Genomic DNA, 20,622 nt, shown 5'->3' with positions numbered 1-20,622 from the left:
CTACAAGGGCATGTTCCTCGCCGAGCATCTGTCGGCCTTCTATCCCGACCTGCTCGACGAGCGCTTCGTCTCGCGCTTCGCGATCTTCCATCAGCGCTATTCGACCAACACCTTCCCGCAATGGAAGCTGGCACAGCCCTTCCGCGTGCTCGCCCACAACGGCGAGATCAACACCATCCTGGGCAACGTCAACTGGATGAAGAGCCACGAGGCGCGCCTCGAGCACGAGACCTTCGGCCGCTTCATCGAGGACCTGAAGCCGATCGTGCAGCCCGGCGCCTCCGATTCGTCGGCGCTCGACAACGTGTTCGAGCTGCTGGTCCGCGGCCATCGCAACCTGCCGATGGTCAAGACCATGATGATTCCCGAAGCCTCGGCCACGAACCCCAACGTGCCGGCCGAGCATCGCGCCATGTACAACTACGTGAACGGCGTCATGGAGCCGTGGGACGGCCCGGCCGCCATCGCCGCCGTCGCCGGCAAGTGGGCGCTGGTCGGGCTCGACCGCAACGGATTGCGGCCCATGCGCTACGTGATGACGTCCGACAATCTGCTGATCGCCGGCTCGGAGGCCGGCATGGTGCCGCAGGACGAAGCCAAGATCGTCGAGAAGGGCCGGCTCGGCCCCGGCGAGATGCTGGCCGTCGATATGGACAAGCCCAAGGTCTACAAGGACCGCAAGCTGAAGGACAAGCTCGCCGCGACCCACGACTATGCGAGCTGGACGGAGCGTACGGTCGAGCTCGATTCGCTGATCCGGCAGGATACGCCCGCGGCCGAGCACTTCCCGGCCGACGAATTGCGCCGCCGCCAGTTCGCGGCCGGCTGGTCGATCGAGGATCTCGAGGCGATCCTGCATCCCATGGTCGAGGACGGCAAGGAGGCCGTCGGCTCGATGGGCGACGACGCGCCGCTCGCGGTGCTGAGCGACACCTATCGCGGCATGCACCATTACTTCCGCCAGAACTTCAGCCAGGTGACCAACCCGCCGATCGACTCCCTGCGCGAGCGCAACGTGATGACGATCCGCACGCGGCTGGGCAATCTCGGCAACATCCTCGACGAGACGCCCGACCAGAGCGAGATGCTGTCGCTGCAGTCCCCGATCGTGCTCAACGCCGAGTTCGAGGCGATGCGCAAGTACATGGGCGACACGGTGGCCCGCATCGACTGCACCTTCGATCCGAAGGGCGGGCTCGACGCGATGCGCCAGTCCTTCGAGCGCATCTGCAAGGAGGCCGAGGACGCCGTCCGCAGCGGCTGCCTGCACATCGTGCTGACCGACGCCAACATCGGGCCGGAGCGCGCCGCCCTGCCGATGATCCTGGCCGCCGGCGCCGTGCACTCCTACCTGGTGCGCCAGTCGCTGCGCACCTTCACGTCGCTGAACGTGCGCTCGGGCGAATGCCTCGACGTGCACTATGTCGCGGTCATCATCGGCGTCGGCGCGACGACGGTGAATCCCTATCTCGCCGAGGAGACGATCGCGGCCCGCCATGCGCGCGGCCTGTTCGGCAAGCTGTCGCTCGGCCAGTGCCTGGCCAATTACAAGAAGGCGCTGGACGAGGGCCTGCTCAAGGTGATGTCCAAGATGGGCATCTCGGTCCTGTCGTCCTACCGCGGCGGCTGCAACTTCGAGGCGGTCGGCCTGTCGCGCTCGCTGGTTGCGGAGTTCTTCCCCGGCATGCCCTCGCGCATCTCCGGCATCGGCCTGCGCGGCGTGCAGGAGGAGATCGCCGAGCAGCATGCGCGCGCCTTCGACGAGGACGTGATCGCCCTGCCGATCGGCGGCTTCTACAAGGCGCGCCGCGGCGGCGACCGGCACAATTTCGAGGGCGCGCTGATTCACATGCTGCAGGACGCGGTGAACACCGAATCCTACGCGAAGTATCGCAAGTACAGCGAGGCGGTGCGCCGCCAGCCGCCGATCAACCTGCGCGACCTGCTGGACTTCAAGCCCGACCGCACGCCGATCGCCCTCGACGACGTCGAGTCGATCACCGAGCTGCGCAAGCGGCTGGTCGCGCCCGGCATCTCGCTGGGCGCGCTCGGCCCGGAGGCGCACGAGACGCTGTCGATCGCCATGAACCGCATCGGCGCCAAGTCGGATTCCGGCGAGGGCGGCGAGGATTCCGCGCGCTACACGCCGCGGCCGAACGGCGACAACGCCTCCTCGGCCATCAAGCAGGTCGCGTCGGGCCGCTTCGGCGTCACCGCCGAATACCTGAACAACTGCCGCGAGCTCGAAATCAAGGTGGCCCAGGGCGCCAAGCCCGGCGAGGGCGGCCAGCTGCCCGGCCTCAAGGTCACGGAGATGATCGCCAAGCTGCGTCACTCGACGCCGGGCGTCACCCTGATCAGCCCGCCGCCGCATCACGACATCTATTCGATCGAGGATCTGGCGCAGCTGATCTACGACCTGAAGCAGATCAACCCCGAGGCGCGCGTGACCGTGAAGCTGGTCGCGCGCTCCGGCATCGGCACGATCGCGGCGGGCGTGGCCAAGGCCAAGGCCGACGTGATCCTGGTGTCGGGCCACAACGGCGGCACCGGCGCCTCGCCGCAGACCAGCATCAAGTATGCCGGCATCCCGTGGGAGATGGGCCTGTCGGAAACCCATCAGGTGCTGACCTTGAACCGCCTGCGCGACAAGGTGCTGCTGCGCACCGACGGCGGCATCAAGACCGGCCGCGACGTGGTGATCGCCGCCATGCTGGGCGCCGAGGAATACGGGCTCGGCACGGCCTCGCTGATCGCCATGGGCTGCATCATGGTGCGGCAGTGCCACTCCAACACCTGTCCGGTCGGCGTCTGCACCCAGGACCCGAAGCTGCGCGAGAAGTTCGAGGGCTCGCCGGAGAAGGTGGTGAACCTGTTCAGCTTCGTCGCCGAGGAGGTGCGCGAGATCCTGGCGCAGCTCGGCTACAAGTCGCTGCTCGAGATCGTCGGTCGCTCCGACCTGTTGAAGCAGGTGGGACGGGGCGCACGCCATCTCGACGATCTCGACCTCAACCCGCTGCTGACGCGGGCCGATGGCGGCCGCGAGACCGTGCACTGCACGGTCGAGGGCCGCAACGAGGTGCCCGACACGCTCGACGCCCAGATGCTGCGCGACGTGCAGCCGCTCTTCACGCACCGCGAGAAGATGCAGCTCCAGTACAGTGTGCGGAACACCCATCGCGCCGTGGGCACGCGCCTGGCCGCCATGATCACGCGCAAGTACGGCATGACCGGCCTGCCGCCCGATACGGTGACGGTTCTCCTGCGCGGCACCGCCGGCCAGTCGCTCGGCGCCTTCGCCGTGCAGGGCATGAAGCTCGAAGTATTCGGCGACGCCAACGACTATGTCGGCAAGGGCTTGAGCGGCGGCACCATCGTGGTGAGGCCGACCGTCTCCAGCCCGCTGGTGCCGGAAGCCAATGCCATCATCGGCAATACGGTCCTGTACGGCGCGACGGCCGGCAAGCTCTTCGCTTCGGGCCGCGCCGGCGAGCGCTTCGCCGTGCGCAACTCGGGCGCCGATGCCGTGGTCGAGGGACTGGGCTCGAACGGCTGCGAGTACATGACCGGCGGCACGGCGGTGATCCTGGGATCGGTCGGCGTCAACTTCGGCGCCGGCATGACCGGCGGCATGGCGTTCCTGTACGACCCGGAAGATGCCTTCAAGCTCAAGGTCAATCCCGAGACGGTGACGTGGCAGCGCATCGACCATCCGCACTGGGAGTCCGTGCTGAAGTCGCTGGTGGCCGAACACGTCGCCGAGACCAAGTCGCCACTAGGCGCCCGCCTGCTGAACGACTGGAACCGCGAGGTCGAGCATTTCTGGCAGGTGGTGCCGAAGGAAATGCTGACGCGCCTGCCGCAGCCGCTTAGCCTCGCACAGGAAAAGCGCGCCTAGGCTCGACGAAGAATTTGACCCCTCCGCCCCTGCGGGGCACCTCCCCATCTGAATGGGGAGGAACGAGAAATCATTGCCTCCCCATTCAGATGGGGAGGTGGCCGCAAGCCGGAGGGGTCAGACGTACGAAAAGCACGAGCGGAGGAATCACCCATGAGCGACGCGCGCCCCTCGCGCGTGGCTTGGCTGCAGCTCGGCCTCGTCGTCGTGCTGTTCGGCCTCGCCTGGCCGGTCATCCGAATCGGCCTCGGCGCCGGCACGCCGATCTGGCTGGCGGCGGCGCGTGCCACCCTGTCGGCGACGACGGCGTTCATCCTGGTGGCGGCCCTGAAGCGTCTCGCCTGGCCCGGCCGCGCCGACTGGCCGATCATCCTGTCGGTCGGCGCGCTGCAGCTCACCTGCTTCTTCGCCTTCGCCAATCTCGGCGTGCAGATCGTACCGCCGGGCCGCTCGGGCGTGCTGGCCTACACGACGATGCTCTGGATGGTGCCGCTCTCCTGGATGGTCGGCGAGAAGGTCGGAAGCCGCGCCATCCTCGGTGCCCTGCTGGGTGTCGCGGGCATCCTCGTGCTGGTCGATCCGCTGCGCTTCGACTGGGGCGACCAACGGGTGATGCTGGGCCACGGCTGGCTGCTGGCCGCGGGCTTCACCTGGGCGCTCGCCATCCTGCATGCCCGCCGCCACGCGTGGCGCATGTCGCCGCTCGACGTGCTGCCGTGGCAGATGGGCGTGGCCACGGTGCTGCTCTGGATCCTCGCCTTCGTATTGGAACCCAACGGCCATCTCGACCCGCGGCAGCCTTCGCTGTGGCTCTCCCTGCTCTATCTCGGCGTGCTGGCCGGGCCGACGGCGACCTGGGCCGCCGTCTCGGTCGCCCGCGCCCTGCCGCCGGTCACCGGCTCGCTCGGCATGCTGGGCGTGCCGCTGCTGGCCATCGCCAGCTCGGTCGTGCTGGTGGGGGAACCCGTGACATGGCCGCTGGCGATCGGCACGGCGCTGGTGATTGCTGGCATTGCCATCGTGATCACGGCCCGGTCCTGAACCGTTCGCGGGCGGGAAAGCTGTTTTTTAGTTTCGTTGGTTTCGGATATTTCGTCTGTTTCGTTTATATTGCTTGATGAGGTAATCCGGCATGGCCCTGATCGAAATCGAACGGCGCGGCGCCGCCACCACCGCCGCCACCATTGCCATCGTCCGTTTCAACAATCCGCCCAAGGGCTACATGAATGCCGCGATGGTCGGCGAGCTCGACGCGGCGGTCGACGGGCTGCTGGCCGACGAGACCGTGCGGGTGCTGGTCTTCACCGGCGCGCTGAAGGGCGTGTTCATCGAACACTACGACGTGTCCGAATTGCTGGCACTGTCGGCAAAGCTGCGCGCCAAGGGCGCGACCTTCTCGCTCGACCGGCCCTCACCGGAGGGCGCCTATCACAGGATCCTGACCCGCCTCGAAACCGCGCCCAAGCCGGTGATCGCCGCCATCAACGGCACGGCGATGGGCGGCGGCTTCGAATTCTGCATGGCCTGCGACATCCGCCTGGCCGAGCGGGGGCCCTATTGGCTCGGCCAGCCCGAGATCAACATCGGCATCCTGGCCGGCGCCGGCGGCACGCAGCGCCTCGTGCGCCTGGTCGGCGAGGCGCGGGCCCTCGAACTGTCGCTGCTGGGCCGCACCGTGTCGCCCGACGAGGCGGCGTCGCTGGGCATGGTCCATGCCGCGGTCGACGGGCCGGTCTTCGACCATGCGCTCGCCCTGGCCGAGCGGCTGGCCGGCCAGCCGCCGCGGGCCGTGGCCCACATCAAGCGGCTGGTCCGGTCGGCGGCTGAAATGCCTCTGTCACAAGGGCTCGCCCATGAACGGACGCTGTTCATGGACCTCGCGGTGAGCGACGATGGGCACCGGCTGATGGGGGAATTTGTCGCCGGAAAGCGGACAATCCGCGACTGATTGACAGGCAAGTCCGGGCCCTTCCATATGCCGGGGAACCCGGCGAGGACGGAACACAGCGATGGCGAACAAGGTCTACAAGGATGCGAAGTCGGCGCTCGAGGGCCTGCTGCGCGACGATCTGATGCTGATGTGCGGCGGCTTCGGCCTTGTCGGCATTCCCGACAAGCTGATCGGCGCGGTGCGCGACTCCGGCGTGAAGGGCCTGACCTGCGTTTCGAACAATGCCGGCATCGACGGCGCGGGCCTCGGCCTGCTGCTCGAGACCGGGCAGGTGAAGAAGATGATCAGCTCCTACGTGGGCGAGAACAAGACCTTCGCCAAGCTCTACCTCGAGGGCAAGCTGGAGCTCGAGTTCAATCCGCAGGGCACGCTGGCCGAGCGCTGCCGCGCCGGCGGCGCGGGCATCCCGGCCTTCTATACGAAGACCGGCGTCGGCACCCTGGTGGCCGAGGGCAAGGAGACCAAGGTTTTCGACGGCGAGGAATATGTGATGGAGCGCGGCCTGTTCGGCGACATCGCGCTGGTCAAGGCCTGGAAGGGCGACACGTCGGGAAACCTGATCTACCGGAAGGCCGCGCGGAACTTCAATCCGATGATGGCGACCGCGGCGAAGGTCTGCGTCGCCGAGGTCGAGGAGCTGGTGCCGGTCGGCGAGCTCGATCCCGACCACATCCACACGCCTTCCGTCTTCGTGAAGCGCATCTTCTGCGGTGCGCCCTACGACAAGCAGATCGAACAGCGCACAATCCGCAAGGCTTGAGGAGAGAACGATGGCCTGGACCCGCGATCAGATGGCGGCACGCGCCGCCAAGGAACTGAAGGACGGCTTCTACGTGAACCTCGGCATCGGCATCCCGACGCTGGTGTCGAACTACGTGCCCGAGGATGTCGACATCACGCTGCAGAGCGAGAACGGCATGCTGGGCGTCGGCCCCTTCCCCTACGACAACGAAGTCGACGCCGACATCATCAATGCCGGCAAGCAGACCGTGACCGAAGTGAAGGGCACCTCCTACTTCAGCTCGGCCGACAGCTTCGCGATGATCCGCGGCGGCCATATCGACCTGTCGATCCTGGGCGCCATGGAAGTGGCGGAGAACGGCGACCTCGCCAACTGGATGATCCCGGGCAAGATGGTGAAGGGCATGGGCGGCGCCATGGACCTGGTGGCCGGCGTGAAGCGCGTGATCGTCACCATGGAGCATGTCTCCAAGGACGGCGCCTCGAAGCTGCTCGGCGAATGCACCCTGCCGCTGACCGGCCGCCGGGTCGTCGACATGGTGATCTCCGAACTGGGAGTCTTCACCGTCGACAAGAAGGGCGATGGCGGCGTCACGCTGATCGAACTCGCCGACGGCGTCACCGTCGACGAGGTCAAGGCCAAGACCAAGGCCAAGCTCTCGATCGCGGCCGGTTTGAAGGTCGCTTGAGCTTTCCTCCCCATTCAAATGGGGAGGTGCCCCGAAGGGGCGGAGGGGTCATGACCCCATCGCCCTCGTAAGACGAGGGCACTTCCCCTTTGCGGACTCCGCAAAGGGGAAGAGATCAGATCACCACTTCGACAGGTACTGCCTGAGCGGCTCCGCGCCGGGGTTGGTGTAGCGGCGGTCGAGGACGACGCCCTTCGCGGTCGCGCCGCTGCCGTAGTAGAGCGCGTTCCAGTCGTTGTCGGCGTCGATGTAGGAGCCCTCGATCGAGGCGCCGGCGAACAGGCCCTGTGAGTTGGCGAAGGCCACGATGTCGGCGCCGCCGGCCGCCGTCGAGGCGCCCTCCAGGCCGATGCCGACCGCGACCATGGTCACGCCCGCTTCCGCGCCGAACTTGAACTTGTGGTCGATGACCGCCTGCAGGCCCTTCTCGGTCCGGATGATGAACACGATCTCGGAGACCTTGCCGCCGACCTGCAGGCCGACGCTGCCGGACCCCATCATGTAGAAGGCCGGGTAGCTCCAGTTGTTGGGCGAGGACCGGCCCAGCAGGACGCCGCGCCCGCCGGCGGCACCGAAAATGAACCCGCCCTGGACGAGCTCGGGAATGATCAGGACGCCGCGCGCATTGACCATCTGTCCCGCGGCATCGGGGAAATCGGGACCGCCCAGGATCTTCCGGGCCGTGGCGAGGCAGGAATCGACCAGCGACTGCCGCTTGGCATCGGCGCGGGCCGGCTGGGACGCGAGGAACGGCGCGGCGAACGCGGCCGCAGTCCCCGCAAGGACGGTTCGGCGATCGAGCTTCATTTTGTGCTCCGTTTGGCTGGCGACCGACGCCGGGGAGCGCCTGGATGGTCACAACGGCTGAACCATACCACGTTTCGCCGCCGGGTTGAGGAGCCTCAGCGCGGCCGGGCCGGCCGGTCCTTCATCACCAGGGGAAGGCCCGCCGCCATCAGGATCACCCGGTCGGCGCGCTCGGCAATACGCATATTCAGCCGGCCCATCGCGTCCCGGAAGCTGCGTCCCAGGGGCGTCTCGGGCACCACGCCGAGGCCCACTTCGTTGCTCACGAAGACCACCGGCTGGTTGTGATCATCGAGTGACCGCACCAGCTCGTCGGTCGCCTGGTCGACATCCTCGCCGGCATGCATGAGGTTCGAGAGCCAGAGGGTGAGGCAGTCCACCAGCATGGGCTGGCCCCGGGCGGCCGCCTGTTCCATCACCTCGGCGAGCTTCAGCGGCTCCTCGATCGTGGTCCAGGAGGCGCCGCGGCGGGTGCGGTGGGCCATGATCCGGGTCGCCATCTCGACGTCGCCCGCCTCGGCGGTGGCGATATAGACCGCCGGCCGCGGCGCGCCGCCATGCAGGGTGCCGGTCACCAGGCGCTCGGCATGGGTGCTCTTGCCCGAGCGCGCCCCGCCCAGCACCAGCGTCACCGGCGGCAGCGGGAAGGTCGAGATATGTTCCATCAGCCGGGCCGGGCGCTCACCAGCCAGCAGCCCCCGGGCAGCGACACGCCGTCCTTCGTGGCGTGAGGCACCAGCGCCTCGACGATGGCGGCCTTGGCCCGGGCGGCGGCGGCCGGCTCGGCCTCGGCCAGCGGCCGGGACAGCGGCCCGAAGCGGCCGGCATTGGCCACGACATCGGCCGGGTCGCGGCCCATCCAGATCTCGACGTCGAGCGGCTCGATCGCCAGGCCGGTGAAGCCCGCCCCCTTCAGGATGCGCTCGACCCGGGCGCGGTCGCCGAAGGCGAACTGGCCGGGATCCTCGGGACCGGGCCGCGGCGGCAGCGGCAGGAACGGCGCGGCCGCCTTCACCGGCGCGAGGCTCCAGGGATTGTCCTGCGCGCTGCGCCAGCACACGAAGGCCAGCCGGCCCGACGGCTTCAGCGCCCGCCGCAGGTTCGTGAAAGCGGCGACCGGATCGCCGAAGAACATGACGCCGAAGCGGGAGAAGATCAGGTCAACTGAGGCCGCCTCGAACGGATGCGCGCCGGCATCGGCCACCAGGAAGGTCGCGTTGGAAAGCCGCCGTGTCGCCGCCGCATCGATCAGCACCTGCGAGATGTCGACGCCCAGCACGTGACCCTCGGGTCCGACCGAGGCCGCCAGCGCCGCCGTCGTGGTGCCGGGGCCGCAGCCCACGTCGATCGCCTTTTCGCCGGGCTGCGCGTTCGCCAGCGCCAGCACGTCCCGTGTGATCCCGGCCATCAGGTGGTCGAGCCGGGCCTGCGCCTTCAGCCAGTTCTGCCCGCCCGGTCCGTTCCAGTGGGCCGCCTGTTCGGCCGCCAGCTCAACGGTGGACTTCGCGGCCGCCGTCACGCAGGCCCGCCGGCATGGGCCATGACGATTTCGCGCGGCATGTAGTTCACGAACGACACGCGCCAGGCATGAAGCGGATCGGCCTGCTCGAAATGCTCGATCAGGGTGATCGAGACATTGTCGATCTCGAAACGCACCGCCGCCTCGGGATGCAGGTCGAAGGCATGGGCCAGCGCGGCGCGGATCGTGCCGCCATGCGCCGTCGCCACGATGTCGCGGCCCTTATGCTCGGCGGTCAGCCGGTCGATGCTGCGCACCGTGCGCTCGCGCAGGTCGACGAAGCTCTCGCCGCCCTCGGGCCGGAATTCCGGCGGCCCCAGCCAGAAGAGATGGTTGTTGGCGTGGTTCTCGGCGATCTCGACATAGGTCAGCCCCTGCCACGAGCCGAAATGCTGCTCGGCGAGATCGGGATCGATGTGGAGCGTGTCCATCTCCGCGCCAGCGTTGGCGAGCGTTTCGGCCGTCTTGCGGGCGCGCAGCAGGTTGGAGGCGTACCAGACCGCGCCCTTGGGCAGCAGCTTCGCCTGGTGCCGGAACAGCGCCTCGTTGCTCACGTCGCAATCCATGTCCGACTGGCCGTAGCAGCGCCGTTCCGGATTGGGCACCGGCGCATGCCGCACCCACCACCACCGCGTGACCGCTCCCGTGATCTTGGCGCCCGTCGCCATGCTGTTCCTCCGCTGAACTCTTACGCGGCCGCTTTCTTAGCCGCCGATGAACAGCGCCGCCACCACGAGGAACACGACCTCGGCCTTCTGCTGCACGGCGCCCAAGGTGTCGCCGGTGTAGCCGCCGAGCCGCCTGGCGATCCAGTGCGAGGCGAACCAGGCCGAAGCGAGGACGGCGAGCGGCGCCAGGATCGCGACGAACAGGCCCTTCCCCAGCATCAGGAGGAAGGCGAGCCCCGCACCGATGCCGATGGTGATCCAGACATCGTTGTCGGTCGGCTTGCCCACCGTCGCGCCCAGCCCGTCGGCATGGACCGGCGAAAAGGCCAGCAGCGGATAGGCGAGCACGGCGCGCGACAAAGCATGGGCCGAGATCAGCACGACGAGCCCGGTGGCGGCGCCGAATTGCGCCAGGCACGCGACCTTGATCAACACCGTGAGCGCCAGCGCCAGCACGCCGAACGTGCCGTTGCGGCTGTCGCGCATGATCTCGAGCCGCCGCGCCGGCTCCAGCGCATGCGGGCCCAGCCCGTCGGCCGTGTCGGCCAATCCATCTTCATGCAGGGCGCGCGTCAGGATCACGGCGGCACCGACGGCCAGCACCGCCGCCAGCCAGCCCGGCCCGGCGATGCCGCGCACGATGGCGAAGACCAGCCCGGAGGCCAACCCGATCGCCGCGCCCACGAAGGGCAGCACCGGCAGGACGTCGGCGAGCGGCCAGCGCGGCAGGCCGACATCGAGCTTCAGGCCGGTGAAGAACGTCATCTGCTCCTTGAAGGCCTGCAGCCATTCGTCGAACGACGTGGGCCGGTGGGCTCCGCCGCCGAAGGAAGAGGAGGAGGGCTCGTGGGGACTGGTCATGATGCCACGAATATAGGATGGTCCGGCCCCTTCCAGAATGCCCCCGGACAAACAATGTCGGCTGCCTCCTTCGATGAAATGCGCCGGATCCTGCGCGACCTGCCGGGACCCGATCTCACCGCCCAGACCGAGGTGGTCCGCCGCCAGGCCGAGCTGACCAAGCCGCCGGGCTCGCTCGGCCGGCTGGAGGATATCGCCGAATGGCTGGCCTGCTGGCAGGGCCGCGCCCAGCCGCGGGTCGAGCGGCCGCGCATCGCGGTGTTCGCCGGCACCCATGGCGTCGCCGCGCGCGGCGTCTCGGCCTATCCGCCCGAAGTCACGCAGCAGATGGTGAAGAACTTCCTGAACGGCGGCGCCGCCATCAACCAGCTCGCCGCCGCGATCGACGCCGACCTGCGCATCTACGAGCTCGACCTCGACCATCCGACCGCCGACTTCACGCAAGGGCCGGCGATGGACGAGACGCGCGCGGCCAATGCCATGGCCTACGGCATGATGGCGGCCGAGCCCGGCATCGACGTGATGTGCCTGGGCGAAATGGGCATCGCCAACACGACCGCCGCCGCCACGCTCTGCGCCGCGCTCCATGGCGGCACGGGCGCGGACTGGGCCGGTCCGGGCACCGGCGTCTCCGGCAAGGCGCTCGCCCACAAGATCGCCGTGATCGACGAGGCGCTGGCCTTCCACAAGGACGCGATCGCCCGCCGCGATCCGCTCGAACTGCTGGCCGCGGTCGGCGGCGAGGAATTCGCGGCCCTGACCGGCGCCATCGTGGCCGCCCGCATGGGCCGCATCCCCGTCCTGCTCGACGGCTTCGCCTGCACCGCCGCCGCCGCGGTGCTGCGCGCCGTCGACCGCCGCGCGCTCGACCATTGCCTGGTCGCCCACCGCTCGGCCGAGCCCGGCCACACGCGCCTGCTGGCCGAACTCGGCCTGCGCCCGCTGTTCGACCTCGACATGCGCCTGGGCGAAGCCTCGGCCGCCGCGCTCGCCGTGCCGCTGCTCAAGGCCGCCGCCGCCTGCCACAACGGCATGGCGACCTTCGCCGAAGCCGGCGTATCCTCGAAGGATGCATAGACGCACCCTGCTCGCGGGACTCCCGCTTCTTGCTCTGCCCCCAGAGGCCCTCGCCCATCCGCCGCGCCAGCCCGATTCGGCGGAAGCCAAGAAGTTCATCCAGGAAGTCACCGACTTCCGCACGAAGCTCGCGAAGGCCGTGCTGGCGAAGGACTTCGCCGCGCTGCGCCCGCTCTACGCCGACAGCTTCACCCACACGCACGGCTCCGGAAAACTCGACAACAAGGACGCCCGCCTCGTCTCGGCGATGGCCGGCGAACCGCTGATCGAGGCCGCGCCCGCGACGGAACTCAGCTTCCGAGTCTTCGCCGGCCCGACCGTGATCGTCACCGGCAAGAGCCCGATCCTGAACGTGAAGGAACAGAAGACCTACGACTTCCGCTGGGTGTGCGTGTACGTGACCGCGCAGGACGGGTGGCAGCTGGCGGTGAGCCAGGCGACGCGGCTCAGTTGAGCAATCCCCATATCGAGTCGTCAAAAATCGTATCAGCAACGATTGGTTAGGTCGGCGCAGCCCTTGCGGCTGCAGCATCTATATTTTTTCGCTAACGTTAGACGATGAAGCTAGTACTCGGCGGGCTGGCCATCCTCTCGATCCTATCGGGATTCTATTTTTTCTTCTCTGCAATGGCCGCTTGGGGTGAAGCCCAGGCCGCAATGAGGCGTGTCTCATATCGTGCGCCGTCGTTGTTGCCAGCCGTGCTCGACCTCGACTCCTATACGGACCGTAGCAAAGAATGGTTCGCGACTTTCTTTCAGCGCGTTTTCTTGATGTTCGTTTCGCTCGTCGTCGGAGTAACGTCTGTTTTTGGATCTGAATATCTGCGGGATGGTGGGAATGGGCCAAGCTCTCACTTCTTCCTCGTCGTTCCGGCCATACTGGGCTCGATGGGATTCATATGGTTCGCCGCTAGTGCTGCTTGGCTATTTGTCGGTCTCGGAAGTGCAGCCCTTCGATGGCTACGCAATGAGCCGACGAGCGATGCTCAGCGACGCCGGATCATCAAAAGCGTGTGGTGGACGGTGTGCAGCCTTATCATCGTGATCCTGCCCGGCGTAGCTGTGCACTTCATTCGACAAGTTTGACATCGGGCCATCCTGGCCCGCGCGCCGGAAAAGAGGTCCCTCGGCTTCGCTCGGGACGACGGTAACAAAAAGCCCGCCGCGGCTCTCGCCGGGCGGGCTTTCTAGTTCAGACCACGCGGCTCAGGCGTGGAGGTCGAAGCGGTCGAGGGTCATGACCTTGGTCCAGGCGGCGACGAAGTCCTTCACGAACTTCTCCTTCGCATCGGACTGGGCATAGACCTCGGCCAGCGCGCGGAGCTGGCTGTGCGAGCCGAAGATCAGGTCGACGCGCGTGCCGGTCCACTTCACGGCGCCGGACTTGCGGTCGCGGCCCTCGTAACTGCCGTCGGCGGCCGGCTTCCACTCGGTCGCCATGTCGAGCAGGTTGACGAAGAAGTCGGTGCTGAGCGTCTCCTTCTTGTCGGTGAAGACGCCGTGCGTCGAGCCGCCGGTGTTGGCGCCCAGCACGCGCAGGCCGCCGACAAGCACCGTCATCTCGGGCGCGGTCAGGGTGAGGCGCTGGGCGTGATCGACCAGCCGCTCCTCCGGCGACTGGGGCATCTTCGTGCCGACGAAGTTGCGGAAGCCGTCGGCCGTGGGCTCCAGCGGCGCGAAGGAATGCACGTCGGTCTGCTCCTGCGAGGCGTCCATGCGGCCCGGCGTGAAGGGGACCTTCACGTCGTGGCCGGCGGCCTTCGCCGCCTTCTCGATCGCGGCGCCGCCGCCCAGCACGATCAGGTCGGCCAGCGAGACCTTCATGCCGCCCGTCGCCGAAGCGTTGAAGTCCTTCTGCACCGCTTCGAGCTTCTGCAGGACGGTGGCCAGCTCGGCCGGCTGGTTGACCGCCCAGTCCTTCTGCGGCGCGAGGCGGATGCGCGCGCCGTTGGCGCCGCCGCGCTTGTCGGCGCCGCGGAAGGTCGCGGCCGAGGCCCAGGCCGTCGTCACGAGCTGCGACACGGTGAGGCCCGAAGCCAGCAGCTTCGCCTTGAGGGACTCGATCTCGGCGTCGCCGACCAGCGGATGGTCGACGGCCGGGATCGGGTCCTGCCAGATCAGATGCTCCTTCGGCACGAGCGGGCCGAGGTAGCGCGCGATCGGGCCCATGTCGCGATGGGTGAGCTTGAACCAGGCGCGCGCGAAGGCATCGGCGAACTGGTCGGGGTTCTCGTAGAAGCGCCGCGAGATCTTCTCGTAGGCCGGGTCGAAGCGCAGCGACAGGTCGGTCGTCAGCATCGTCGGCAGGCGACGCTTCGACGGGTTGGCCGGGTCCGCCGGATCGGGCACGGTCGCCTGGGCGTTCTTGGCGACCCACTGATGGGCGCCGGCCGGGCTCTTGGTCAGCTCCCAGTCGTAGCCGAACAGGTTCCAGAAGAAGTTGCCGCTCCACTTGGTCGGCGTCGAGGTCCAGGTGACTTCGAGGCCGCTGCCGATCTGGTCTGCGCCCTTGCCCGAGCCGAAGCTGCTCTTCCAGCCGAGGCCCTGCTGCTCGATCGGCGCGGCTTCCGGCTCCGGCCCGACCAGGGCGGCATCGCCGGCGCCATGGGTCTTGCCGAAGGTGTGGCCGCCGGCGATCAGCGCCACCGTCTCCTCGTCGTCCATCGCCATGCGCGCGAAGGTCTCGCGGATGTCGTGCGCCGCGGCGACCGGATCGGGGTTGCCGTTGGGGCCCTCGGGATTGACGTAGATCAGGCCCATCTGCACGGCGCCCAGCGAGCCCTGCAGATGGCGGTCGCCGCTGTAGCGCTCGTCGGCCAGCCACTTGCCCTCGGGACCCCAGTAGATGTCCTGCTCGGGCTCCCAGGTGTCGGCGCGGCCGCCGCCGAACCCGAAGGTCTTGAAGCCCATCGATTCCAGCGCGACGTTGCCGGTCAGGATCAGCAGGTCGGCCCAGGAGAGCTTGTTGCCGTACTTCTGCTTGATCGGCCAGAGCAGGCGGCGCGCCTTGTCGAGGTTGACGTTGTCGGGCCACGAGTTCAGCGGGGCGAAGCGCTGCTGGCCGCCGCCGGCGCCGCCCCTGCCGTCACCGACACGATAGGTGCCGGCGCTGTGCCAGGCCATGCGGATGAAGAACGGGCCGTAATGGCCGAAGTCGGCCGGCCACCAGTCCTGCGAATCGGTCATCAGGGCCTTCAGGTCCTTGATGACGGCATCGAGGTCGAGGCTCTTGAACGCCTTGGCGTAGTCGAAGGCCTCGCCCATCGGATTGGACAGCGGGGAATGCTGGTGCAGGACCTGCAGGTCGAGCTGATTTGGCCACCAGTCGCGGTTCGTATGGCCTTTAGGGGCGCCACTGAAAGGGCACTTGCTCTCTGTCGTCATCGTCCATCCCTCGTGTTCCAGGCTCGCGGCCTGAGATTAGAACGATTCTAAATTCAAAGTCACGTTCTTTGTCGAACGGATGCAGTTTCGACCGGGCGCGACGGGGGCGCCACCTATCCTTTGGCATGGTTCTGGCGTCTGCGAGGACACCACAAGGAAAACAGGGACCCTCGCATGATCTTCCGCACCAAAGCCGTCCTGGGGACCGTCGCGCTGCTGGCGTCGCTGGCCGCGACCCCCGTGCTCGCGCAGGGCACGCTGCGCATCGGCATGACCGCCTCGGACATTCCGCTGACCACCGGCCAGACGGACCAGGGCGGCGAGGGCATGCGGTTCATGGGCTACACGCTCTATGACGGGCTGATCAATTGGGACCTGTCCTCGGCCGACAAGGCCTCGGTGCTGGTGCCCGGCCTCGCCACCTCGTGGAAGGTCGACGAAGCCGATCCGACGCGCTGGACCTTCACCCTGCGCGACGGCGTGAAGTTCCACGACGGCAGCGACTTCAAGGCCGATGCCGTCGTGTGGAACATCGACAAGCTGCTGAACGACAAGTCGCCCCAGTTCGATCCCAAGCAGGCGGCGCAGGGCCGCTCGCGCATTCCCGCCGTCGCCTCCTACAAGGTGATCGACGACAGGACGGTCGAGATCAGGACCAAGACACCGGACGCCTTCCTGCCCTACCAGATCTCCTGGGTGATGATGTCGAGCCCGGCGCAGTGGGAGAAGGTCGGCAAGGACTGGAACAAGTTCGCGCAGACGCCGTCGGGCACCGGCCCGTGGAAGCTCACGGCCTTCCAGCCGCAGACCCGGGCCGAGCTGGCGCCCAACAAGGACTATTGGGACAAGGCGCGGATCCCCAAGCTCGACAAGATGGTGCTGCTGCCGATTCCCGAGCCCGCGACCCGCACGGCGGCGCTGCGCTCGGGCCAGGTCGACTGGATCGAGGCGCCCTCGCCCGACGCGGTGCCGAGTCTGGAGAAGGCCGGCTTCAAGATCATCAGCAACGCCTATCCGCACAACTGGACCTGGCACCTCTCCTTTGCCGATAACTCGCCGTGGAAGGACATCCGCGTGCGCAAGGCGGCCAACCTCGCCGTCGACCGCGAGGGGCTGAAGGTGCTGCTGAAGGGCATGATGATCCCGGCCAAGGGCTTCCTCACGCCGGGCAGCCAGTGGTTCGGCAATCCGAGCTTCGACGTGAAGTACGATCCGGAGGCAGCCAAGAAGCTGCTGGCCGAGGCGGGCTTCAGCAAGGCCAAGCCGGTGACGGCGAAGGTACTGATCTCGAGCTCGGGCTCGGGCCAGATGCTGCCGCTGCCGATGAACGAGTACATCCAGCAGAACCTGGCCGACGTCGGCATCAAGATCGAGTTCGAGGTCGCCGAATGGAACACGCTGATCAACCTGTGGCGGGCCGGCGCGAAGTCGGACCTGGCCAAGGGCGCCAGCGCGCTGAACTTCAGCTACTTCATCCAGGACCCGTTCACCGCCTTCATCCGCCATCTCGATTCGAAGCTGGTGGCGCCCAACGGCACCAACTGGGGCTTCTACCAGGATCCCGGCATGGACGCGCTGCTGGAGAAGGCGCGCACGACCTTCGACCAGAAGGCGCAGGACGAGGCGCTGAAGAAGGTGCACGAGAAGATCGTCGACGACGCGCTGTTCCTGTTCGTGACGCATGACGTCGCGCCGCGCGCCCTGTCACCCAAGGTCACGGGCTTCATCCAGGCCCAGAACTGGTTCCAGGACTTCTCGCCGATCACGATGAAGTAGGGAGCAGCGAAGGCAATCGCTTCCCCATTCAAATGGGGAAGTGCCCCGTCTTACGGGGCGATGGGGTCATGGGAATTGCAACAACCATGACCCCTCCGACGGCGTAAGACGCCGCCACCTCCCCATTTGAATGGGGAGGAATGAGCCTTTACGCCCGCACGCGGTCCCACCAGTCGCGGGTGCGGTACCAGGCGCCGACGAAGGGCAGCACCCATTCGGGATTGCCGTTGTAGAAGGGGACGGTCGGGAAATCCTGGCCGTCGAAGGCGTTCACCGGCGCGTTCGAGCCGCCGGCGATCTTCCGCGCCGTCTGGTAGCCGAGATAGGACATCATGGCGACGCCCGAACCATTGCACGCCATCAGGTAGTGCATGCCCTGCTCCATGCCCATGTGCGGCAGGAAGTCGAAGGCGAAGGCCACGTTGCCGGTCCAGGCGTGGGTGATCTTCACGCCCTTGAGCTGCGGCCAGCGCTCCAGCATGTAGCCGTGCAGCACCGGGGCGCTGACCTCGGGCGTCACCTGGGTGAAGCGGGCGCGGCCGCCGAAGATCACGCGCTTGTTGTCGGGCGATTGCCGGTAGTAGCAGAGCACCCGCTTGGTGTCGGAGACGACGCGGTTCTTCGGGATCAGGCTCTTGACCAGATCCTCGGGCAGCTCCTCGGTCGCGATGATGTGGCTGGCGACCGGCACCAGCTTGCGCCGGAGCGTCGGCGTCAGCTCGGTCGTGTAGCCGTTGGTGGCGATCACCACCTCGCGCGCCTCGATCGGGCCCTTGCTGGTGAGAACCCGGAAGCCGCCCCCTGCTCCTTGGGCCTTGCGCTCGATCTTCTCGGCATCGCAGTTGGCGCAAAGCTTCGCACCGGCACGATGCGCCGCCTTGAGCAGGCCGCCATAGTAGAGCGCGGGATGGAGCTGGCCGGTGCGCTCCACGACCATGCCGCCATAATAGTAATCCGAAGCAATCTCCTCGCGCTGGCGCTCGCGCGGGATCATGTAGGTGCCGAGCGCCGCCTTCTCGTTGTAGGTCGCGACCTTGGCCTGCTGCTCGGCGAAGTGGCGCGGCGTGTAGGCGCCGCTGAAACGGCCGTTCATGCGCCAGAAGCATTCGATGCCCTCGCGCTGGATCACCGTCTCGACCTGGCTGAGCGAATCGGCGGCGTCGCTCAGCATGCGCGCCATCACCTTCTTCCAGGCCTCGGGATCGCCGCCGACGCCCTTGCCAGAAAACCCCTTGCCCATGGTCGTACCGCCGCTGACGCCGCCGCCGTTGCGCGTCGAGGCTCCGACCCCGAAATCGCCGCGCTCCAGCACCGTGACGTCGACGCCGGAGCGCGCCAGTTCGAGCCCGGTCGACAGGCCGCCATAGCCCGCGCCCACCACCAGCACGTCGGTCCTGAGCGGCGGGTCCTGGCTCAGCGCGTTGGAAGGGTGCCACCATTCCCACCACCAGGGTGTCGCCTTGAAATCCTTGTGGAAGACGCTGTCGGCCATCACCTGCTCCTTGGCCCATCCTTCGAGACGCGGTCCTTCGGACCGCTCCTCAGGATGAGGTTCTCACTACACTTCCACCTCACCCTGAGGAGTCCGCTTCGCGGCCGTCTCGAAGGGTCGGCAACATACTCATCGCGCACTATCCTTGAGGCCGCGTCCGAAGCGGCCGATCAGCACCAGCACGATCGACACCAGAAGGATCTGCATCACCGACACGGCGGCAATGGTCGGATCGATCTCCATCATGATGTTGTCGAACATCTTCTTGGGCAGCGTCATGTTGGCGCCGGCGAGGAACAGCGCCACGACGACCTCGTCGAACGAGGAGATGAAGGCGAGCAATCCGGCCGAGACGAGGCTGGGGCGCAACAGCGGCAAGGTCACCCGCGCCAAGGTGCGCCAGCGGCTGGCGCCCAGCCCCTCGGCGGCCCGTTCCAGCGAGCGGTCGAAGTCGCGCAGGCCCGCCCCGATCACCAGCACCACGAAGGGCAGCGCCAGCACCGTGTGCGCCACGACGAGCCCGTACCAGGTGCCGATCAGCTTCAGCTTGGCGAACAGGCCGTAGACCGCCACGGAGAGGATGATGGTCGGCACGATGACCGGCGCAAGCGCGAGCCGGTCGATCAGGATGCGGCCGAAGAACCTGCCGCGCACCAGCGCGAAGGCGAGCGGCACGCCCAGGACCAGGGCGAAGACCGCCGTCGCGCCGCCGATATAGAGCGAGCGCCAGGTCGCATCGATCCATTGCGGATCGTCGAGATAGCGTTCGTACCACTGCCACGACAGGCCCGGCGGCGGGAACTGCATGTAGGGCGCCGACGACAGCGAGATCGGGAAAACGACCAGCAGCGGCAGCATCAGGAAGAAGTAGATGAGGCCGCACGCAATCACGAGAAGGCGCCGGCTCATCGCGCGGCCTCCGTCTCCGTCCGGGTGAAGCGCTGGGCCAGCGCATAGACGGCGAAGGTGAAGACCAGCAGCACGGCCGACAGCGCCGCGGCAAACGGCCAGTTCAGCGCCTCGCGCACCTGCTGCTCGATCAGCACGGCGATCATCATCACGCGGCCGCCGCCCAGCAGCGCCGGCGTGATGAAGAAGCCTAGCGACAGCACGAACACCAGCACCGAGCCCGCGAAGATGCCGTTCAGGGTGAGCGGCAGGTAGATGCGCCGGAAGATCGCGAAGCTCGACGCGCCGAGTCCCGCCGCCGCCGCGGGAATGGCGGGATCGACCTTGCGCACGGCGCCGTAGATCGGCAGCACCATGTAGGGCAGCAGCACATGCACCATGCCGATCAGCACGCCGGTGAAATTGTGCAGCAGCGGGATCGGATCGGTGATGAGTCCCGCCTCGATCAGCGAGCGATTGAACACGCCGTTGCGACCGAGCAGCACCATCCAGGCATAGGTGCGCACCAGTACCGAGGTCCACAGCGGCAGCAGAACGAAGATGAAGCCCACCGTCGCCCAGAAGGGCGTCGTCGTGGCCATCAGGAACCCGAGCGGATAGCCCAGCAACAGGCAGAAGAAGGTGACCAGCAGCGCGATCTCGAAGGTGTTCCAGAAGACCCGGAGATAGAGCTGCTCGCCCAGCGCCTTGGCGTACCAGTCGAACGTCCCCCCCTCGATGCTGAAGCCCAGCATGCGCACGACCGGGAACAGGAAGAACACGAAGAGCAGGATCAGCGCCGGCAGCGCGGGGAGGATCGACCTATTCATGGGAGCGCGCCACTCCAGTGGCGCCCTCATGAGCGCCACTG

18 protein-coding genes are annotated in these 20,622 nt (G+C 67.4%); 9 read left to right on the top strand and 9 right to left on the bottom strand.

What is annotated here, in order from left to right; translation table 11 throughout:
- The 5 genes from gltB to EPO41_RS25980 form a co-directional block, all read left to right on the top strand.
- Positions 1–3,898: glutamate synthase large subunit (gene gltB, locus EPO41_RS26000; protein WP_296331786.1), on the top strand; the 3,898-nt coding region annotated here is incomplete at its 5' end.
- 153 nt (positions 3,899–4,051) lie between these two features.
- Positions 4,052–4,939 carry a DMT family transporter gene (locus EPO41_RS25995; RefSeq protein ID WP_296331784.1) on the top strand — a complete coding sequence of 296 codons (888 nt, stop codon included), beginning with the start codon at positions 4,052–4,054 and terminating at the stop codon, positions 4,937–4,939.
- Positions 4,940–5,030: 91 nt separating this feature from the next.
- Entirely contained in the window at positions 5,031–5,846 is an 816-nt protein-coding gene (locus EPO41_RS25990; RefSeq protein WP_296331783.1) for an enoyl-CoA hydratase/isomerase family protein, read from the top strand.
- Positions 5,847–5,907: 61 nt separating this feature from the next.
- Complete coding sequence (locus tag EPO41_RS25985; protein ID WP_296331782.1) at positions 5,908–6,609, top strand: CoA transferase subunit A; 702 nt, start codon at positions 5,908–5,910, stop codon at positions 6,607–6,609.
- Between the two features lie 10 nt (positions 6,610–6,619).
- Entirely contained in the window at positions 6,620–7,279 is a 660-nt protein-coding gene (locus EPO41_RS25980) for a CoA transferase subunit B (RefSeq protein ID WP_296331781.1), read from the top strand.
- Between the two features lie 120 nt (positions 7,280–7,399).
- Here EPO41_RS25980 and EPO41_RS25975 read toward each other — a convergent pair whose 3' ends face one another.
- The 5 genes from EPO41_RS25975 to cobS form a co-directional block, all read right to left on the bottom strand.
- Positions 7,400–8,086, bottom strand: a complete 687-nt coding sequence (locus EPO41_RS25975; RefSeq protein WP_296331780.1) for a lipid-binding SYLF domain-containing protein — start codon at positions 8,084–8,086, stop codon at positions 7,400–7,402.
- A gap of 95 nt (positions 8,087–8,181) precedes the next feature.
- Complete coding sequence (cobU, locus tag EPO41_RS25970) at positions 8,182–8,751, bottom strand: bifunctional adenosylcobinamide kinase/adenosylcobinamide-phosphate guanylyltransferase (protein WP_296331779.1); 570 nt, start codon at positions 8,749–8,751, stop codon at positions 8,182–8,184.
- Positions 8,751–9,605, bottom strand: a complete 855-nt coding sequence (locus EPO41_RS25965) for a class I SAM-dependent methyltransferase (RefSeq protein WP_296331778.1) — start codon at positions 9,603–9,605, stop codon at positions 8,751–8,753. Before EPO41_RS25965 ends, cobU begins: the two co-directional genes overlap by 1 nt.
- Positions 9,602–10,273 carry a histidine phosphatase family protein gene (locus EPO41_RS25960; RefSeq protein ID WP_296331776.1) on the bottom strand — a complete coding sequence of 224 codons (672 nt, stop codon included), beginning with the start codon at positions 10,271–10,273 and terminating at the stop codon, positions 9,602–9,604. The genes EPO41_RS25965 and EPO41_RS25960 overlap by 4 nt, the downstream gene beginning before the upstream one ends.
- Before the next feature lie 36 nt (positions 10,274–10,309).
- Positions 10,310–11,134: an adenosylcobinamide-GDP ribazoletransferase gene (gene cobS, locus EPO41_RS25955; RefSeq protein WP_296331775.1), complete on the bottom strand. Its 825-nt coding sequence runs from the start codon at positions 11,132–11,134 to the stop codon at positions 10,310–10,312.
- A 54-nt stretch (positions 11,135–11,188) separates the two neighbouring features.
- On the opposite strand from cobS, the gene cobT reads away from it, so the two are divergent.
- The 3 genes from cobT (at position 11,189) to EPO41_RS25940 (ending at position 13,297) form a co-directional block, all read left to right on the top strand.
- The gene (gene cobT, locus EPO41_RS25950) at positions 11,189–12,211 is read left to right on the top strand and encodes a nicotinate-nucleotide--dimethylbenzimidazole phosphoribosyltransferase (RefSeq protein WP_296331773.1); all 1,023 of its coding nucleotides are present in this window, start codon (positions 11,189–11,191) and stop codon (positions 12,209–12,211) included.
- Entirely contained in the window at positions 12,204–12,665 is a 462-nt protein-coding gene (locus EPO41_RS25945) for a nuclear transport factor 2 family protein (protein WP_296331771.1), read from the top strand. The genes cobT and EPO41_RS25945 overlap by 8 nt, the downstream gene beginning before the upstream one ends.
- 104 nt (positions 12,666–12,769) lie before the next feature.
- Complete coding sequence (locus tag EPO41_RS25940; RefSeq protein WP_296331769.1) at positions 12,770–13,297, top strand: hypothetical protein; 528 nt, start codon at positions 12,770–12,772, stop codon at positions 13,295–13,297.
- A 120-nt stretch (positions 13,298–13,417) separates the two neighbouring features.
- Here the strand turns inward: EPO41_RS25940 and katG are convergent, their stop codons facing one another.
- Entirely contained in the window at positions 13,418–15,595 is a 2,178-nt protein-coding gene (katG, locus tag EPO41_RS25935; RefSeq protein WP_296331767.1) for a catalase/peroxidase HPI, read from the bottom strand.
- A 174-nt stretch (positions 15,596–15,769) separates the two neighbouring features.
- Between katG and EPO41_RS25930 the strand changes: the two genes are divergently transcribed.
- Entirely contained in the window at positions 15,770–17,371 is a 1,602-nt protein-coding gene (locus EPO41_RS25930) for an ABC transporter substrate-binding protein (protein ID WP_296331766.1), read from the top strand.
- A gap of 148 nt (positions 17,372–17,519) precedes the next feature.
- Here EPO41_RS25930 and EPO41_RS25925 read toward each other — a convergent pair whose 3' ends face one another.
- From EPO41_RS25925 to EPO41_RS25915, 3 genes are all read right to left on the bottom strand, one after another.
- Positions 17,520–18,863: an FAD-binding oxidoreductase gene (locus EPO41_RS25925; protein WP_296331765.1), complete on the bottom strand. Its 1,344-nt coding sequence runs from the start codon at positions 18,861–18,863 to the stop codon at positions 17,520–17,522.
- Between the two features lie 129 nt (positions 18,864–18,992).
- The gene (locus tag EPO41_RS25920) at positions 18,993–19,772 is read right to left on the bottom strand and encodes an ABC transporter permease (protein ID WP_296331763.1); all 780 of its coding nucleotides are present in this window, start codon (positions 19,770–19,772) and stop codon (positions 18,993–18,995) included.
- The gene (locus tag EPO41_RS25915; protein ID WP_296331760.1) at positions 19,769–20,581 is read right to left on the bottom strand and encodes an ABC transporter permease; all 813 of its coding nucleotides are present in this window, start codon (positions 20,579–20,581) and stop codon (positions 19,769–19,771) included. The genes EPO41_RS25920 and EPO41_RS25915 overlap by 4 nt, the downstream gene beginning before the upstream one ends.
- Positions 20,582–20,622: the final 41 nt, after the last annotated feature.

It is taken from the genome of Reyranella sp., from assembly GCF_004297265.1.
Lineage (GTDB): Bacteria > Pseudomonadota > Alphaproteobacteria > Reyranellales > Reyranellaceae > Reyranella.
This window is presented reverse-complemented; position numbering and strand designations above follow the sequence as displayed.

What these genes read in the sequence shown, in the direction of transcription:
- EPO41_RS25995 (WP_296331784.1), top strand. Translation starts at nt 4,052, where the DNA reads ATGAGCGACGCGCGCCCCTCGCGCGTGGCTTGGCTGCAGCTCGGCCTC.
- EPO41_RS25990 (WP_296331783.1), top strand. Translation starts at nt 5,031, where the DNA reads ATGGCCCTGATCGAAATCGAACGGCGCGGCGCCGCCACCACCGCCGCC.
- EPO41_RS25985 (WP_296331782.1), top strand. Translation starts at nt 5,908, where the DNA reads ATGGCGAACAAGGTCTACAAGGATGCGAAGTCGGCGCTCGAGGGCCTG.
- EPO41_RS25980 (WP_296331781.1), top strand. Translation starts at nt 6,620, where the DNA reads ATGGCCTGGACCCGCGATCAGATGGCGGCACGCGCCGCCAAGGAACTG.
- EPO41_RS25975 (WP_296331780.1), bottom strand. Translation starts at nt 8,086, where the DNA reads ATGAAGCTCGATCGCCGAACCGTCCTTGCGGGGACTGCGGCCGCGTTC.
- cobU (WP_296331779.1), bottom strand. Translation starts at nt 8,751, where the DNA reads ATGGAACATATCTCGACCTTCCCGCTGCCGCCGGTGACGCTGGTGCTG.
- EPO41_RS25960 (WP_296331776.1), bottom strand. Translation starts at nt 10,273, where the DNA reads ATGGCGACGGGCGCCAAGATCACGGGAGCGGTCACGCGGTGGTGGTGG.
- cobS (WP_296331775.1), bottom strand. Translation starts at nt 11,134, where the DNA reads ATGACCAGTCCCCACGAGCCCTCCTCCTCTTCCTTCGGCGGCGGAGCC.
- cobT (WP_296331773.1), top strand. Translation starts at nt 11,189, where the DNA reads ATGTCGGCTGCCTCCTTCGATGAAATGCGCCGGATCCTGCGCGACCTG.
- EPO41_RS25945 (WP_296331771.1), top strand. Translation starts at nt 12,204, where the DNA reads ATGCATAGACGCACCCTGCTCGCGGGACTCCCGCTTCTTGCTCTGCCC.
- EPO41_RS25940 (WP_296331769.1), top strand. Translation starts at nt 12,770, where the DNA reads ATGAAGCTAGTACTCGGCGGGCTGGCCATCCTCTCGATCCTATCGGGA.
- katG (WP_296331767.1), bottom strand. Translation starts at nt 15,595, where the DNA reads ATGACGACAGAGAGCAAGTGCCCTTTCAGTGGCGCCCCTAAAGGCCAT.
- EPO41_RS25930 (WP_296331766.1), top strand. Translation starts at nt 15,770, where the DNA reads ATGATCTTCCGCACCAAAGCCGTCCTGGGGACCGTCGCGCTGCTGGCG.
- EPO41_RS25925 (WP_296331765.1), bottom strand. Translation starts at nt 18,863, where the DNA reads ATGGCCGACAGCGTCTTCCACAAGGATTTCAAGGCGACACCCTGGTGG.
- EPO41_RS25920 (WP_296331763.1), bottom strand. Translation starts at nt 19,772, where the DNA reads ATGAGCCGGCGCCTTCTCGTGATTGCGTGCGGCCTCATCTACTTCTTC.
- EPO41_RS25915 (WP_296331760.1), bottom strand. Translation starts at nt 20,581, where the DNA reads ATGAATAGGTCGATCCTCCCCGCGCTGCCGGCGCTGATCCTGCTCTTC.